We start from the raw sequence: 15,325 nt of genomic DNA on the forward strand, positions 1-15,325 counted from the left end.
CTGTGTAGATTTATGCGGGGATGTAGCGAGGACATATTTTTTTTCGAGGAGGGTGAACGTATGACTGCTTCAACGAAAAGGATGTGGCCGGGAATATGGGGGTTGGCAGCCAGCCTGGTATTGGCTGGGGTGCTACCGGCCAGTGCGATCATGTCGCACGATGCACACGTGGCTGCAGATCCCCAGACGGATGTGGCAACGCCGGTTAGTGCGCAAGCCGGTCCAGTGTTGATGGATAAGATGTCGAAAGCCGTTGAGCAAATCGAACGGCAGGTGCAGACGAAAGGCCCATTCCAGGGGGCCGGTTCCCACGCGATGCAGCAAGGCGTGCTGCTGGTTGCGGAGGATCCTGACAAGGTAAAGGTGACGCAGGGCATGCGATGCCCGGCGCACGCGCCTGTTCGGAAATATGACGTCACGGCGATGAACATCGAGATCACGGTCAACCGGTTCGGCGATTTTTATCCGGGCTACATGTATGCCCTGACCGAAAATGTCGCCGGAGTGCGTGAAGAAGAGACCAAGAACCGCGCGGCGCGTGAGAGCGAAGATGAAACTTTTTCGGAAGGCGCAGTTTCGAACGGTTTGCAGGGCGATTTAATTCAGCCGCTGGTCATCCGAGCCAACCAGGGCGATTGTCTGCGGATCACTCTTCGGAATCAGATCGAGGGTGAGCCGACGAACATGATCATTAACGGGTCGCAAATGCTGGTCGCCAGCACGGGCAGACCGGCGACGGCCAATAACCCGGATGCGTTGGTGGCCACGGGCAAGACCGGCGAGTTCGAATGGTACGTTCCGACCGACCTTCAAGAGGGCGGACGTGCGTTTCACAGCCATGCATCCAGGGAACAGTATTCTCTGGGATTGCTGGGTTCGCTCGTGATCGAGCAACGCGGGGCTCGTTATCTGAGTCCGTTTACGGGCGAAGAAATGACCAGCGGTTGGGAAGCCATGATCGATCTCGAGAAGGGATCGGACTTCCGGGAGTTCGTGATTTTCTATCATGAGGCCGGTGATGAGACGTTCCGGTTGTTGAACCGCAAGGGAGACATGCTGCCTCAGCGGGATGCGCATACCGATACGTATCGTCCGGCGGCGCGCTTGCTCAACTATCGGAGCGAACCGCACGGCACACGGCTGGAGCTTCAGGCGCATTTAGTCGGCTTTGCCGATGAGTCGCAGGGCTATGGATCGTATTCCTTCGGGGATCCGGCCACAACCATTCCGCGTTCATACTTGGGTGATCCGGCAAAGTATCGCATGGTCGGTGGATCGGAGATCGTGCATTCCCACCATTTACATGGCGGATCGATCCGTTGGGCCAGACAGCCGGGAACCAGCAAGCTGGATCCGACCTTGTCAAAGAATGGTCCGGTGAAGTTCCCAATGATCAATGACACCTCCGATCGTCTGGATGTGCAGTCGATCGGGCCGTCTGAAATTTATGACGAAGTGATCGAGGGCGGATCAGGCGGGTTGCAGGCGTTGGCGGGTGAATTCGTGTTCCACTGCCATATCCCGCAGCACTATGTCACAGGCATGTGGGGATTCTGGCGGGTATACAACACCTTGCAGACGCCGGGGTTCCAGACTGACGTGATGAAGCCGCTGGTCGAGCTGCCGGATCGAAAAGGGAAAATCAAGCCCGCCGTCAGTTCCGATAAGTTGGTCGGCACGACCGTAGATTGGTATGGCGGGAAGAAGTATGAGATCACCAAAGACAAGACCGATTGGAAGTCCAATCCGGTGAAGGTTTCCATCAAGGATTGGGTGGAGTACATGTTGCCGCCGCAAGGCCTTCCCGGCAAGACGGAAGACCAAACCAAGCAGGCCAAGGCACATGATGCGACGGTCATCAACTGGAAGTGGGAAGGGAATCTGGCCCTCAATGAGCCGGAAACTCCCCACCGGTGGGCAGACTATGCGTCACCGACACCGCTGAAACGGCCGCCGGTCACCTTCGATCCGCAAACAGGAAAGCTGGCATTCCCATGGCTACGGCCACATCTTGGGAAGCGGCCGCCGTTTGCCCCCAATCATGGCGGCGCTCCTTGGTTAGAGCCGTTCCATGTGAGGGAGGACGGAACGAAGAGCACCGAGCCGGCCAGGCCCGGAGAGCAGGGTCCGTGGAGTCTCTGTCCTGAAAATTCTCCGCGGAAGTTCTATACCACTCACTCTATTATCCTGCCGATTACCCTCAAGCCGGCCACGCCTAAATCACCGGCGATCGTTGATCCGATCGGCATGATTTATGTGTTGCATGAGGAAGAAGCGGAAGTTCGGAAGAACCCCGCGAAGCAGGTTCCGCTGGTGATCCGTGGAAACGTCTACGATTGCGTGGACGTCATCTTCAAAAATGAAATTCCGGATGATGCGCGGACGGGATGGGCGAATAAGATCAACCTCCACCCGCACTTCTTCCAGTTCGATACGAGTGCCTCCGATGGACCGACCATCGGATTCTCGTACGACATGTCGTTGCGGGCATTCACGATGCTGAAGGATCCGGAGCCGGAAAAGGGGATGCCGTTGCCGGCAAATACCGTGTTGACGGCGGACAGCAAGGCCGGCGCGCGCAGCATCACGGTCGCCGATCCATCGAAGTTTCATCTCAATACAGAGCTTGGCGTGGGGATGGACGATCCGAAGTACTTTGAAGTGGTCAGGATCAAGGCCATCAACGGCAAGACGATCACGTTCGATGCCCCATTGAAGTATGGGCATAAGAAGAACGATATCGCCAGTGTGGAGTTCATTCGTGAGCGCTGGTACGTCGATGCTGATTTAGGCACCGTGTACTGGCATGACCACGTATTCGGCACTGATACATGGGGACATGGGTTATTCTCGGCGTTCATTACCGAGCCACCTCGGTCTACGTATCATGACCCGGTGACCGGCAAGGAAATCCGCAGCGGCCCCGTTGCTGATATCCATACTCTCGAGCCGGTTTCTGCCCATATCCGTGGCAGTTTCCGCGAAGTCATGATGCACATTATGGATAGTAATGCGAGGTCGGCTGAATTGATCTTGACCGACAATCCACAGGCAAAAATGAATGTGGTGACGGTCGATGGGCCGCCTTCGCATCAGTTCCCTGAGAGAATCAATAAATCATCGATGTGGTTCCTGAACGGTGGAGAGGCGACCACGGGCAGCGGCTACAGTATGCGTGTCGAGCCGTTGAGCGTGCGCCTTGCCAACAATCCGGATCCGTCAAAACTGTTCGTGTCCGGAATTCACGGGGACCCGGGCACTCCATTGTTGCGTGCCTACCTCGGCGATCCGATTCTCGTTCGTGCGCTGGTCGGTTCGGCCAATGAGGTGCATACGTGGCACGTGACCGGTCACTGGTTCCCGATGGAGCGGTATGGTACGACCGCTATGCCGCGCAGCACCATCCATCTGGCGATCGGTGAGCGCTATGATCCGGCAATTCCAGCCGCCGGCGGGCCTCAGAAGCAGGCGGGTGACTATCTCTACTACAGTGGACGCGCATCGCACTTTGCAGAAGGCAGTTGGGGGATCTTCCGTGTCTTCGATGAAATGCAAGGTGACCTGAAGCCGTTGCCAGGCCGTGAGCAAATTCAGAAGTCTGCTCCATCGGTTTGTCCGGCGGATGCGCCGGTGAAGACCTTCAACGTGTCCGCGATCGATCAACAGCTCCGGTACCACGATGGGGCACCGGGAGTTATGGAAGTCGATCTCGAGCGTAAGATGGTCTTCGGCAATGAGCAAGGTAAGATGTATGTACTCGACGGCGATCGTGGACGGGTCAAGGCCGGAGAATTGAAGCCGAGCCCGCTGACTCTGCACGTGAATGTCGGCGATTGCATGAAAATCAATCTGAAGAATGAAATGGCGAAAGAGCGAGCCGGGTTCCACGTCGATATGATGGCGTTCAACCCGAAGGACTCGTTCGGTGCCAATGTCGGGAACAACCCCGGTGATCAAACCGTCGGTCCAGGCGAGAGCAAGACGTACACCTATTATGCTCATCCGGAGTATGGTGAACTCGCTGCCCTCATTCAGGACTGGGGGAACGTGGTTGAGAACCCACGGAACGGGTTGTTCGGCTCTATCATCGTCGGTCCAAAGGGTTCACGGTATCGGGATCCGGTGACCGGTGATGACGTGACGATGAAAAGCAGTTGGCGCACCGATGTTCTGGTGGATCGGACGCTTCCGGGAAATGAAAATCGGAAGAACTACCGGGACTTCTCCTTGATGTTCCAGGATGAGGATAATATCGTGGGCGTCAGCTTCATGCCCTACATTCAACAGGTAGCCGGAATCACAGCGGTCAATTACCGGTCTGAACCGACTGCCTGGCGGATCGAAAAGGGGTGTGAGGTAGCCGAGGTCTTCAGTTGCGTCAAAGCGGGTGATACACCTTCAACCCCGTTGTTGCAGGCACACGTCGGAGACCCGGTGGCCATTCACGTGTTAGGTGCATTCAGCGAGCAGGTGCAGTTGTTTACAGTTGATGGCCATGAGTGGCCGCACGAGCCCTACATGCAGGGTGCCGACCAAGTGAGCACCATGGAGTTCGGCGGGTCCGAGGTTATCAACGCCTACCTCACGGGTGGAGCCGGCGGTCCGAACAAGATCGTGGGCGACTATCTGTGGAAAAATCAACGGCCGGCACATGCCAATGCGGGACAGTGGGGTATGTTTAAGGTCCTGCCAGTCGATGATCAACGGATCAAGCCGTTGATGCCGCAGATTCCGCCGGCCAAGACGGCGGAGCAATTGCTCGGTGAAGGGAAAGCTTCACCGACGTCGCTGAATGGACAGTAAGTGAGATCGGGCGGCGTACGTGCTGATCAGCACGTACGCCGCTTTTCTGACAAACCTATCTGACTTCATACATCTGGGGAGCTATAGCTCCCCAGTGTTTTTTTGACAGGAGCATACCTATGAGATGCTTCACTCGTGGCTTGGTGTCCTGCTTTCTTGGCATGTTGCTGATGACGCTCGCGGTCGGCGTCGGTGCATCTGAACAGGCGTCCGCCTATGAATCCATGGCTGTGGTTGATGGAGGGGCGGTCAAAGGGATGGTCCACTTCAGCGGTGATTTGCCTGATCCATTTGCGTTCAAACTTCATCGCTACCCTGACCAAGCCTATTGTGGCGCCCTATCGGATGGATCAGGCGATCGTCTGCTTCGCGAAGTGATCGTGGGCTCACAAGGTGGACTCAAGGATGTGATCGTGACGATCCATGGAGTTAACAAGGGAAAGCCGTTTGATTTTGAGGAAACGAAGCTGGAGGCGAATATCTGTCAATTCGTGCCCTTCGTGTCCGTCATGCGAGATCAGCATCCTCTGACGGTACAAAACCTTGATTCCGTTGCCCATGACTTACAGATCTATGAACGTGACCGTGAGCATGTCTTTATCATGTTTCACCGTCCGGCTCTGACCAAGGCCGGAACTCAGGACGTCATCCGTTTCACCGGGGATCGTCGTGGTGTCATCATGCAATGCGGGATGCATCCTTACATGCAGGGGCATGGGCTCGGGGTCGATAATCCCTACTATGCCGTGACAGGCGGAGAGGGCACGTTTGATATTCGTGATCTCCCGGCCGGGACCTACAGGATCAAAGCCTGGCACCCGACTCTTGGGGAACAAGAGCAGGATTTCACCGTGACCGCCGGGGGTAGTGCTTCGGTTGAATTTACCTTTGCCGCAAAATAATACTCCATGCGTCTGCGCCGATATCTGATCAGTTTGATGCTCATGGTCATGGCAGGCTTTCCTGCCATGATACCGGCCTTCGGTGAAACTCCACCGGCGCCGGCGGTGAGCCGTATCGAGGTGGTGCTGGCGTACCAGTATCGCACTCGGGAAGCAGAGCTCAAACAGGAGTTTGCGCAAGCAGGGCTTTTGAATGTTCACTTTCAGTTTGCCCGGATGGGTCAGCCACCCCAGAACATCGGGCTTGGTCGGGACGTACCGGCCGATAAGGCGCGAGAAGCGATACGGCTGGCCCTCAAGTACAATTTGGGTGTCGGCATCTTGCTGCCGGAGAGACTGTTTCCGCCCCGGTTTATCACGATCGCTTCGTCGAACTATGATGACACCGTCGAGTATCCCATCACTGAAGATGCCCTTGCCAAGCTGCGGGACCCCGAATTGAGCACGGAGGGATTTCATCGCCTCTATCGGGACCTCACCTCCGTCACACTTGAGCCGAAGGGGCGCTATTAGGCAATTATGAGGCTATTTTCAAGATGCAGGTCAGGCAGACTGTCGGTCATCGCGCTCTGTGGCCTCATCGTCGGCTGTGTTCTGACGAACGATGGGATGGCTGTCTGGGCTGCTCAGCCAGATCAAAGCTTGCAAGAAGCGGGGGATAGTCTGAAGGTGAATGTGGAAGATATGGTGGCGCATGGCGGAATGGGCGATGCGAAAGCGATTCTCCATCATTGCGGCGAAGCCTCCCGTTATGCCGAGTCTATTCTCAAGCAGCTATCAAACTCGCATCCGGGCCGAGACGAGAGTGTCACGTCGCTCAATGAGGTGATTCGGCACTGTAAGCGGGTATCGGAAATCGGTGCCCAGGCCGACCCAGGAGTGCTTCTTAACCCTGCCATCAAAGCCCGCACGGCTGCCCGATCAGCGCTCAAGTCACTCGGACTTGCCAAGTAGATCCGCATATCAATATTGGTGGGTGGCACAGCGTCAACGCGCGGCGCAGCGGCGCAGTCGATCCATGATTGCGAGCCCCAGCCCTTCTTCTTTGCAAGGCTCTGCATAGATCCGGGCGAGGCCCAAGGCATCCAGACGCCGGAGCGCGGCGAAGAGATTGCGCGCAGCTTCACGGAGATCACCGGTCGGAGAGAGAACTTCTACAGCGGCAAAGCGGGTGTCGCTCTCACTCGCTTGCGAGAAAATCAGCAAACCTGCGCGTTCATCCCGTCCACGGTCTGGTCTGGCTCCGGCGGAAGGTAAGATTGTTACGGGAGTCTGTGTTGCGTAATGACGTGTCAGTTGCCCGGGCGCAATGGGCATTGCTTGTTCGGATGACGCTCGCCGCAGAGGACCGATGACGGCGGTGAGTTGTTCGAGGGTAATAGTGCCGGGCCGCAACAGTTCGGGCTGCGGACCGACCAGGGAGACGATCGTCGATTCCACACCGACTGTGCAAGGTCCTCCGTCTAAAATCACATCTACCTTCTTTCCTAAACCTTCGACGACGTGCTGCGCTGTCGTGGGACTGACGTAGCTAAACGGATTGGCGCTGGGAGCGGCGATGGGGGTACCTGCCTCTCGAATAAGCGCTTGTGCCACAGGATGGTTCGGCATTCTAACTGCGACGGTGGTCAAGCCGGCGGTTACGAGATCCGGGACAGCCAACTGTTTCGGCAAGACCAAGGATAACGGGCCTGGCCAGAAGGCATCTATGAGTTGTTGAGCGGCCGTGGGGAGAGACGTGACCACCATGTGTAACTGTTCTCGATCGGCGATATGCACGATGAGGGGATCAAACTGCGGGCGTTGTTTGGCCTCGAAGACTTTCGCTGCTGCGTCGGGGTTCATGGCGTCGCAGCCGAGTCCATAGACCGTTTCAGTTGGAAACGCGACGAGCCCGCCCGCCTTGATCGTCTCCGCTGCCAGCTGTATGGCCTTAGGAATGGTGGCTGAAAGGATTGTTCCATTCATCGGATTGGCCTTTACGGACAGAGGGCTTGTACGATCCGATCAGGGTTTCACTGGGCGATAAGGAGGACGATGGGATCGATGCACCCGTGAAGCGCGTGTCGCCGGCACAGGTGAGGCGAATATCGGGACAGATAGCCGTGCATCTCGCACGTTATTCTTTCACGGTCATCACGATCCTGATCGGCTCCAGTGGATTGTCTTGCTCGTCGCGAGGGACCTCGACAATTTTATCGACTACCTCGATCCCGCGAAAGACCTCTCCGAATACCGTATAGCGCCGATCCAAACCACTATTGTCTCCCACGCAGATGAAGAACTGTGAGCCATTATCATTGAAGTCGCGCGTGCTGTTACTCTCACGCGGCATTTTCGCCATGGACAGAGCTCCGCGTTTGTGCGGACGATCGTTCGGCTCAGGTGAAAGGAAGTAGCCCGGTCCTCCGGTGCCATGGAGCGTACGGTCGGAATGTTTGCTCAGAGGATCGCCGCCTTGAATGATGAACCCAGGCACAACCCGGTGGAAGGTCGTGCTGTTATAGAATCCCATCTTCACCAGATTGATCAGGTTCTCCACGTGGCGAGGGGCCGCGTCTGGGTAGAGGCGAATCTTGATCTCCCCGAACCTCGTCGTGATCGTCACACGGGGGTCCTTTTTTTGAAACTGCAGTGTCATGGTTACGAATGTAGCAAGGCGACCTTCCTGGTGACAAGGACCGCGTTTAGTTCTGATTGATGGATGGTACGTGCTCAGCGCTCAAGCCTCCGCGCCCAGTGTCATCTTTTGCGAGCCCATCTCCAGGCTTGATGCGTATCCACATGATTCCGCCGATGAAGGCGATGAAGGCTGCGAAACCGAGTGAGGCGGACCAACCCCACTGTTGAGCGAGCCACGGCGTGAGCGTTGGAGAAATGGCCCCGCCGAGATTGGCTCCCATGTTCATGAGGCCTGAAAGACTGCCGGTATGGGTCGGTGAAAGATCGCTCGTCGAAGACCAATAGGCGCCGATTGTGAAGTAGAGCCATCCGGCACCCAATGATAGACTGGCGATGGCGAGATAGGGGGATTCCAGCGCCGAGCCCAACGCGATGGAGCCTGCCGCCAGCCCCATCCCCACCATGCCTACGATTTGACGGCCCTTCGTTACGCCTTGCCTGATCGTCAATCGATCGGTTACCCACCCGCCGAGAGGACAGGACACAAGAATTGTGAGGAAGGGGGCGGCCGCAAACAATCCTCCGCGCAAGACAGTGAAGCCGCGCTCATTGACGAGGTAGAGATAGAACCAGGACATATAGACGTACGCGACATAGCCCAGACATCCGTAACTCAGCATGAGCCACCAGACGCTCGGTGTGTTTCGCAACGTGGTCCAAGGAATCGACGGTCGTGTTGTGGAAGCAGGCGTTGTGCAAGGGGTCGCCACACGATGTGTTGTCCACGGATGAGTTGCTGGACGGTCGGCAGCCAAGAACCACCAAATAGCGGCAAGGCCGATGCCGATCCCGCTCGAAAGATAAAATGCAGTTTGCCAGCCATAGTTGACCATGACCCAAGCGGTGAGAGGCGGCGTGATGGCTGCGCCGATCCCAATTCCACCTATTGCGGTGCCGATGCCCAGACCTCGCTCATGGGGCGGAAGCCAGTCTGTGACGGCTCGATTAAAGGTCGGCAATGCGGCCGCTTCTCCGACGCCGAGAAGAAATCGGACAAGAGCAAGCGCACCGACGATTCCCAATGACCCGGCCAGGAATGATGTTGCCGCCATGGCTGTCCAAGCGGTAAAGCAAGACCACCAGATGAGCGCGATCGTCAAGACGATACGAATACCCCATCGGTCGCTGAGCCATCCACCGGGAACTTGGAACAGCGCATATCCGACGACGAATGCGGAGAAGACGTACCCCATCTGTTGATCGGTGAGCCCCAATGCCGGCATCATTTCGCGGGCGGTGACGGATATATTGACTCGGTCGATGTATGTGACCACGCTGATGGCGAAAAGTAATCCGAGGATCATCCAACGCAGGGGAGAAGGAGGGGAAGGCTCTCTGCGATCAGGATGAATGGTCTCGCTCACGATGATTCAAACATCAGACGTATGGAGAGGCATGTGCTCTGATGGTGGAAGGATTCGAATGCATGAACGGATTGCCGCCTCTTTGTCAGAGGCGGCAACGTCGTCTTTACTTGCTGAGGATTTCGAGTAATTCCACCTCGAATACCAAGGTCGCTCCGGGCTTGATAGTCGGCGGTGATCCGCTGTCTCCATAGGCCAGATTGGACGGGCAAATCAGCCTGCTTTTTCCACCGATCTTGATCTGCTGGACACCTTCCGTCCAACACTTGATGACCTTGTCGAGAGGAAATGTCGCCGGTTCCCCGCGCTTGACGGAGCTATCGAATACCGTCCCATCGGTCAGGGTGCCATGATAATGGACCTTGACGGTATCCGTTGCCTTTGGTGCTGCGCCGGTTCCAGGCTTGATGGCGGTAATGACGATGCCCGACTCGGTCTTGGTCGAGCCTTTCTCCGAAGCGGCTTTTGCCGTAAATGCAGCGCCGGTCTTCTTTTCACCCTCCGCGACAAGAGCCAGTCGAGACTGTTGAAGGATTTGAATTTTGGGTCCGAATGTTTGGAGATCGGCCTTCGGAGGACGCTTGAGCACGCCGTCGGTCATGCCCGTCTTGACCATCTCGAGTTCGGTCTCACTCAAGGAAAAGGTCCCCAGCGATTGACTGATGGCCAGCCCTAGGGCATACAAAGTTTTCTGGTCATCGTTGACAGGATCTTGCGATGCCGCCAGTAGTGGCGCGCTGAGGACAAGAAGCCCGGTGGCAAGGCACAATGTACGAATTCGCATGGATTGAGGGTCCTTTCTTGTGATGGGCTAAGGTAGCACGTAAGAATACGATAGCTTTCCTGATCTCACAATAGAAATTTTCTCCAAAGCCTCATGAACTCATCGTGGAGATTCAATGGGATGACATGCTGCCCATTGCGTCGCTCGCTCGTCGGTCATGGATGACCATGGAAGGGGGTGTCCTTGGGAGGAAGAGGACACCCCCATGCCGGTAGGTGTTCCATAGTACTCAGAATTACTTTTCAGTGGCGCTCAGAATTTGACTTCCCGGCAGGAAACCCGTATTCGTAGAGGCCTTCGTTTTTTCTTATCCACCGGGCGCATTGAATGAGGAAGGTCGGTCATGGGGATGAATGAGTCATATCTCGTCACGGCCTTATTGGATGTCAACGATGTACAAGACGTAGACGATCGAGCAGAAGCACGTACCTACCTCATCTCCGACCGTATGTCCGGCATGGCTGCCATTATTGACTCCGTCCTAGAAAACATCGAACGTGATTGCAAGGTCATTCGAGATCTTGGTCTTACCTTACTATTCGCCCTCGAAACGCATATTCATGCGGATCACATTACGGGCGCATCGCTGCTCAAAGCTCGGACCGGTGCACAGATTGTCTATGGAGGCGGTGCAAAGGGTGTGGTGATGGGTGCGGATCGATTTCTTTTCGATGGCGAAACATTGTCTCTCGGCGATACGCGCATCCAAGGGCTCGCCACACCGGGGCACACCGATAGCTGCATCAGTTATGTGTTACCCGGCGCAGTATTCACAGGTGATTCCTTGTTTATCGGGAGCAACGGCCGCACGGACCTGCAAGGTGGCTCGGCGGAGAAGCTGTTCGATTCCATACGCCACAATCTCTTTGCTCTTCCGGACGACACCATCGTCTATCCCGGGCATGACTACAATGGTCGGGTGTCCTCAACCATCGGCGAAGAAAAGCGATGCAACCAACGACTGAACCTGTCCATTTTGAAGGCCGCATTTATCGAAACGATGAATGCCAGGAAAGTGCCACCCCCCGCGAAAATGAGCATTGCCATTCCGGCGAACATGCGGGCCGGCAATATCTGATCTGTAGCCGTCTATAGCCTCTTCACCACCACAGTTGTGTAGGGTGTCGTTCTATCGAGCTTGTATCGTGGCCTAGAACCCTGCCGTCATCGAAGCGAACACCAAAATCGCTATCATGACAATGGTGACTGTGATGAGCAGGAACGGAGGATGAGTAGCAAACCCTCTAGTCATGGCTTACTCCTCCCGTTATATGGTGATAACTTAATCCTACCGCTGATGGGCAGAGTGTGTCTAGCCGGGTTGCTGTGGCTTCTATAGCCCCCTGATATGTTCTCCTTGAATTGGGAATCTATCTCGTGTACAAAGCCGCCTCCGTTAAGACACGGTCATCGGGCGAGCACACTACAACAAAGGAGTCGTGATGGGAGATCAGTGGTCCTTGAGTCAAGAAGAAGAAGACCTGAATCGCCGGAGTCTGTTTCGCAAGGCGAGAAAGGGCGACGAAAAGGCCAGGCTGGAGTTACAGGAAGTGTACGGCGTGCGATTGTGGTCAGAGCATGAACGTGCAGAGTTGGTGTATGAAAATCCCCGACACGCTGCCAAGCGCGGTGCCAAGAAGGCTTGAACTCAACAAGGCATGGATCGGGCATCGACAGGGTCTCAAGTCTAGCAATCAAGAAGGCTTTGAAGGGCGACAATGTTGCTCCTCGAAAATGAACCAGGATTATCGAGGCAGTCGCAAAAGACGCCGAGGCTCTAAAGAAACTATGGGGGCGGGGATATGGGGTCTGGCGACGGGGTCCTATGCGGGATTATTCGAGATGCCAGTTGTGGTAAGCGATGGTGGCGGAGAGGGAGGGATTTGAACCCTCGGTAGAGATTTTGTCCCTACGACGGTTTAGCAAACCGTTGCCTTCGGCCACTCGGCCACCTCTCCGCGCCGTACTGGATATGATTAGTCAATCACTTAGGAGATTTGCATTCTCTCGTGTTCAGTCGAGTCGACATTTGTCCCATTTTATAGGCCATCCGGTCAACTAGTTTCCGCTCGGAGGGGAGTGACGCTCTCCTCAACACTCAGATTCACCCTCCAGAACTACGCCAGCGCGTACACGCCCAGGCAGAGATTCCCAGTTGCTCTCAACTGGTGTGAGGCCATCCAGCAATTCCACTGCCGCCCGTAAAATGTACGTTAGACGATTGAACTACCCTATTGGATCAGTCTGCCTTCAAAAGTCAGTTTTGAGATCCCTCCCTGATGTGGCCAAACTGTGGCAGAACGATCCTGTCCGACGTGGTTTCATCTGTTCCTTCCATACCCTTTATCCGTCTGAAGGAGCACACTGCATATCCCACTTGACGACACGGCCTCTCGGCGCCTAACATCGACGCACGACGTTCCAGCCGCGCTGACTGGCGTGACCTGGAGCTTACCTACCCCTCCAGTCTCCGCCGCTCTAACGCCAGAATTCATCTACACCTCTCATCAGGAGGCACACTTTGTGTGGCCAATCGTAAATCCGATGGTCTCTTCCCTCTGCTGGAGCGAAGAGATGAAAGGAGGGGCATTATGCATCCCATTCTTGTCAGCATCGTTGTGGCGGCGGGTCTTGTGTGGTGTGGGAGCCAAACATTTGCCCATGAAGGCGACCTCGCTAAGCATTCTGTGCACCAATACCGAACGGTCACGGTCGAGAAGGTCGAATCGGGTTTAGTGTTTTTGGGCCAGCCGACTGGCGTGGGGCAGCGTACGGTCAGCGTCCACAAAGCTGAGCGCATGGGGCTATTAAACCCAAAGAAAGGCGATGAAGTCATCTTGATAATCGATGAGCACGACATGCTGATTGATCTGCATGCGAAAGGAGTTCAGCCCGCAGGACATCGCCTGATCACTGGCAGGCTGACTTATGCGGACCCCACGTGGGAGGTAATTGAGATTTCCAATGCCGAAGGGAAGCACATGTTGGCGATGGATGAGGATGCGAGCAGCAAGGTGTTCACTATGATGGGCTACGAACTCGTAGTGGCGGAGTTGAACGAAGACAACTTGGTAATCGATATCCACCATCTCCGCTAAATGTATGGATGTTGTGTTCACGGTATTTTTGCATGAGAGGGAGGCATTGTTGCGGATCTGCCTTGGATCGACTCAACGCTAGGGTAGTGTCTGAGGCAGATCCTTCTGCGACGTTGGCGGATTTCTTAGGCGTCGCGAACGCGGGGGGACGCGCGCCCAGAAAATGACGGAAAACGACGGTACAGGACGGTAACGCCAGTTGCAACGTTACAGCTAGTGTTTATGCTGTGTTTCGAGTCTTTTGGCGAAGTTCGAGATGGACCATTTCGGGATTTAGCAAACCGTTGCCTTCGGCCACTCGGCCACCTCTCCCTGAGCACCGCACGACTTATTCAGCTTGTCGCTGACTTGTAGCCAAACTGTGGCAGAACGATGCCAGCCATAGATTCCTCGTCCCCACCGACATTGACATGCCGTGCTTGAGTCGGTAGCATCACTTGCCCCACGTTGAACACACTGCCGACGGCCGAATGGAAGGCCAGTCCGCCGACTCTGTGAGAAAGGCGAACTGGTATGCTCCCTCTACGTACAGAACTCAGCGACTATTCCCGCGCGTGCGAACGCCTCATTGCTGCCGCGGCATCCGCCGATGACACTGCGTTCACCCAAGACGAGACTGATTGGATCGCGTATTACGTGGCTGAGATGACCAATCTGGTCGACCAGCTCGTGCGTAAATTAAAAGCTCAGGTCCTCCGCGACCGGGAAACGCTCCAAGCATTCGCCGTCGCCTCCGAGGCGTTGTTCCTCACGGATACTCTTTCGAAAGGGGAGCGAGACAGCATCCGCCACTCGGTCTCCTATGTAACAAGGAAGATTCTCGTTGAAAAGGATGGTCCAGCGGGAGACCCGTCCATCGAGGGGTGATGTAGGCCCCTTGACATCACTTTTTCATCGGTTCAACCTACAACTCTACCCTAGCCACATCTGCCGACGGCCTCATGGAAGGCCCGACCGCCGACTTGTGTGAGAAAAGGCGGTCGCGTGACGATACCTCTCCGAAAAGAAATCAGGGACTATTCCTCCTTTTGCGAACATCTCATTGCTGCAGCGGTTTCGCCAGATTCCATTCCCTTTACTCAGGACGAGATTGACTGGATATCGTATTACACCGCTGAGATGACCAACGTTGTCGACCAGCTCGTCCGTAAATCCAAAACTCAGGGGCTACACCACCGGCAAACGATACGAGACTTCGCCATCGCCTCCGAGGCCTTGTTCCTCACGGATGGCCTCTCGGAAGGGGAGAAAGACAGCATCCGCCAATCGCTCTCCGATGTCACAAAGAAGATTCTCGATGAACAGGAAGATCCTGTATTGGAGCGGTCGTGAGCGACTTGACGCAGTCCTCCAATCTCGTCAGACTGCTTTTTCATCCTCACACACAACTGCCGGCGACATCCTAAAAGGCTCGACCGCCGACTCGTGGGAAAGGCGGTCAACGTCATTAGCCTTTTTATCCTTCGAACAGACAAGAACGGCAACCGCTGGGAGATTAGACTTCGAGCAGATGGGACGACTGAACACCGCCGAGAGGGCCGAACGGACTGGCTGGAAGGATGGGCTCCTACGCTGCCACTGCCAAAACAGACAGAGATACCGGATCAATGATCGTGACCGGATCGCCATTATAAGACGAGAGGGGGGCAAAAGGGGGTAATTCTCCGTTTCTAGCGAGACTCACAATTTTCC

The 15,325-nt window shown here is 55.6% G+C and carries 13 protein-coding genes and 1 tRNA gene; 9 read left to right on the plus strand and 5 right to left on the minus strand.

What is annotated here, in order from left to right; translation table 11 throughout:
- Positions 1-60: 60 nt before the first annotated feature.
- The 4 genes from H8K03_00795 to H8K03_00810 all read left to right on the plus strand — a co-directional run bounded on the left by H8K03_00795 (position 61) and on the right by H8K03_00810 (position 6,659).
- Complete coding sequence (locus H8K03_00795; protein UVT20495.1) at positions 61-4,803, plus strand: multicopper oxidase domain-containing protein; 4,743 nt, start codon at positions 61-63, stop codon at positions 4,801-4,803.
- 119 nt (positions 4,804-4,922) lie between these two features.
- Positions 4,923-5,705, plus strand: a complete 783-nt coding sequence (locus H8K03_00800) for a carboxypeptidase regulatory-like domain-containing protein (protein ID UVT20496.1) — start codon at positions 4,923-4,925, stop codon at positions 5,703-5,705.
- Positions 5,706-5,711: 6 nt separating this feature from the next.
- On the plus strand, positions 5,712-6,218 hold the full coding sequence (locus H8K03_00805; protein UVT20497.1) for a hypothetical protein: 507 nt from the start codon (positions 5,712-5,714) through the stop codon (positions 6,216-6,218).
- Positions 6,219-6,314: 96 nt separating this feature from the next.
- Positions 6,315-6,659, plus strand: coding sequence for a hypothetical protein (locus H8K03_00810; protein UVT20498.1), 345 nt, complete (start codon positions 6,315-6,317; stop codon positions 6,657-6,659).
- 33 nt (positions 6,660-6,692) lie between these two features.
- Here the strand turns inward: H8K03_00810 and H8K03_00815 are convergent, their stop codons facing one another.
- From H8K03_00815 to H8K03_00830, 4 genes are all read right to left on the minus strand, one after another.
- Positions 6,693-7,673, minus strand: coding sequence for a threonylcarbamoyl-AMP synthase (locus H8K03_00815; protein UVT20499.1), 981 nt, complete (start codon positions 7,671-7,673; stop codon positions 6,693-6,695).
- A gap of 151 nt (positions 7,674-7,824) precedes the next feature.
- On the minus strand, positions 7,825-8,346 hold the full coding sequence (locus H8K03_00820) for a peptidylprolyl isomerase (protein ID UVT20500.1): 522 nt from the start codon (positions 8,344-8,346) through the stop codon (positions 7,825-7,827).
- 46 nt (positions 8,347-8,392) lie between these two features.
- Positions 8,393-9,751 (minus strand): MFS transporter, encoded by a 1,359-nt coding sequence (locus H8K03_00825; GenBank protein ID UVT20501.1) that lies wholly within the window; start codon positions 9,749-9,751, stop codon positions 8,393-8,395.
- A 106-nt stretch (positions 9,752-9,857) separates the two neighbouring features.
- A complete protein-coding gene (locus H8K03_00830; GenBank protein UVT20502.1) occupies positions 9,858-10,535 on the minus strand; it encodes an FKBP-type peptidyl-prolyl cis-trans isomerase in 678 nt (225 codons plus the stop codon).
- Between the two features lie 349 nt (positions 10,536-10,884).
- Between H8K03_00830 and H8K03_00835 the strand changes: the two genes are divergently transcribed.
- Together H8K03_00835 and H8K03_00840 are read left to right on the plus strand one after the other, a co-directional pair.
- A complete protein-coding gene (locus H8K03_00835; protein ID UVT22336.1) occupies positions 10,885-11,613 on the plus strand; it encodes an MBL fold metallo-hydrolase in 729 nt (242 codons plus the stop codon).
- A gap of 364 nt (positions 11,614-11,977) precedes the next feature.
- Entirely contained in the window at positions 11,978-12,181 is a 204-nt protein-coding gene (locus H8K03_00840; protein UVT20503.1) for a hypothetical protein, read from the plus strand.
- Between the two features lie 219 nt (positions 12,182-12,400).
- On the opposite strand, the gene H8K03_00845 is transcribed toward H8K03_00840, so the two are convergent.
- A tRNA-Ser gene (locus H8K03_00845) sits at positions 12,401-12,493 on the minus strand.
- Positions 12,494-13,126: 633 nt separating this feature from the next.
- Here H8K03_00845 and H8K03_00850 point away from each other — a divergent pair.
- From H8K03_00850 to H8K03_00860, 3 genes are all read left to right on the plus strand, one after another.
- Positions 13,127-13,633 (plus strand): hypothetical protein, encoded by a 507-nt coding sequence (locus tag H8K03_00850; protein ID UVT20504.1) that lies wholly within the window; start codon positions 13,127-13,129, stop codon positions 13,631-13,633.
- A 513-nt stretch (positions 13,634-14,146) separates the two neighbouring features.
- The gene (locus H8K03_00855; GenBank protein ID UVT20505.1) at positions 14,147-14,500 is read left to right on the plus strand and encodes a hypothetical protein; all 354 of its coding nucleotides are present in this window, start codon (positions 14,147-14,149) and stop codon (positions 14,498-14,500) included.
- A 117-nt stretch (positions 14,501-14,617) separates the two neighbouring features.
- The gene (locus H8K03_00860) at positions 14,618-14,965 is read left to right on the plus strand and encodes a hypothetical protein (GenBank protein UVT20506.1); all 348 of its coding nucleotides are present in this window, start codon (positions 14,618-14,620) and stop codon (positions 14,963-14,965) included.
- The last annotated feature ends 360 nt before the right edge of the window (positions 14,966-15,325 follow it).

It is taken from the genome of Nitrospira sp., assembly GCA_024760545.1.
In the GTDB taxonomy this organism is placed as follows: domain Bacteria; phylum Nitrospirota; class Nitrospiria; order Nitrospirales; family Nitrospiraceae; genus Nitrospira_D.

Coding starts and splice junctions, on each gene's coding strand:
- H8K03_00840 (UVT20503.1), top strand. CDS start 11,978: ATGGGAGATCAGTGGTCCTTGAGTCAAGAAGAAGAAGACCTGAATCGC.
- H8K03_00805 (UVT20497.1), top strand. CDS start 5,712: ATGCGTCTGCGCCGATATCTGATCAGTTTGATGCTCATGGTCATGGCA.
- H8K03_00815 (UVT20499.1), bottom strand. CDS start 7,673: ATGAATGGAACAATCCTTTCAGCCACCATTCCTAAGGCCATACAGCTG.
- H8K03_00855 (UVT20505.1), top strand. CDS start 14,147: ATGCTCCCTCTACGTACAGAACTCAGCGACTATTCCCGCGCGTGCGAA.
- H8K03_00810 (UVT20498.1), top strand. CDS start 6,315: ATGGCTGTCTGGGCTGCTCAGCCAGATCAAAGCTTGCAAGAAGCGGGG.
- H8K03_00795 (UVT20495.1), top strand. CDS start 61: ATGACTGCTTCAACGAAAAGGATGTGGCCGGGAATATGGGGGTTGGCA.
- H8K03_00820 (UVT20500.1), bottom strand. CDS start 8,346: ATGACACTGCAGTTTCAAAAAAAGGACCCCCGTGTGACGATCACGACG.
- H8K03_00835 (UVT22336.1), top strand. CDS start 10,885: ATGAATGAGTCATATCTCGTCACGGCCTTATTGGATGTCAACGATGTA.
- H8K03_00850 (UVT20504.1), top strand. CDS start 13,127: ATGCATCCCATTCTTGTCAGCATCGTTGTGGCGGCGGGTCTTGTGTGG.
- H8K03_00800 (UVT20496.1), top strand. CDS start 4,923: ATGAGATGCTTCACTCGTGGCTTGGTGTCCTGCTTTCTTGGCATGTTG.
- H8K03_00830 (UVT20502.1), bottom strand. CDS start 10,535: ATGCGAATTCGTACATTGTGCCTTGCCACCGGGCTTCTTGTCCTCAGC.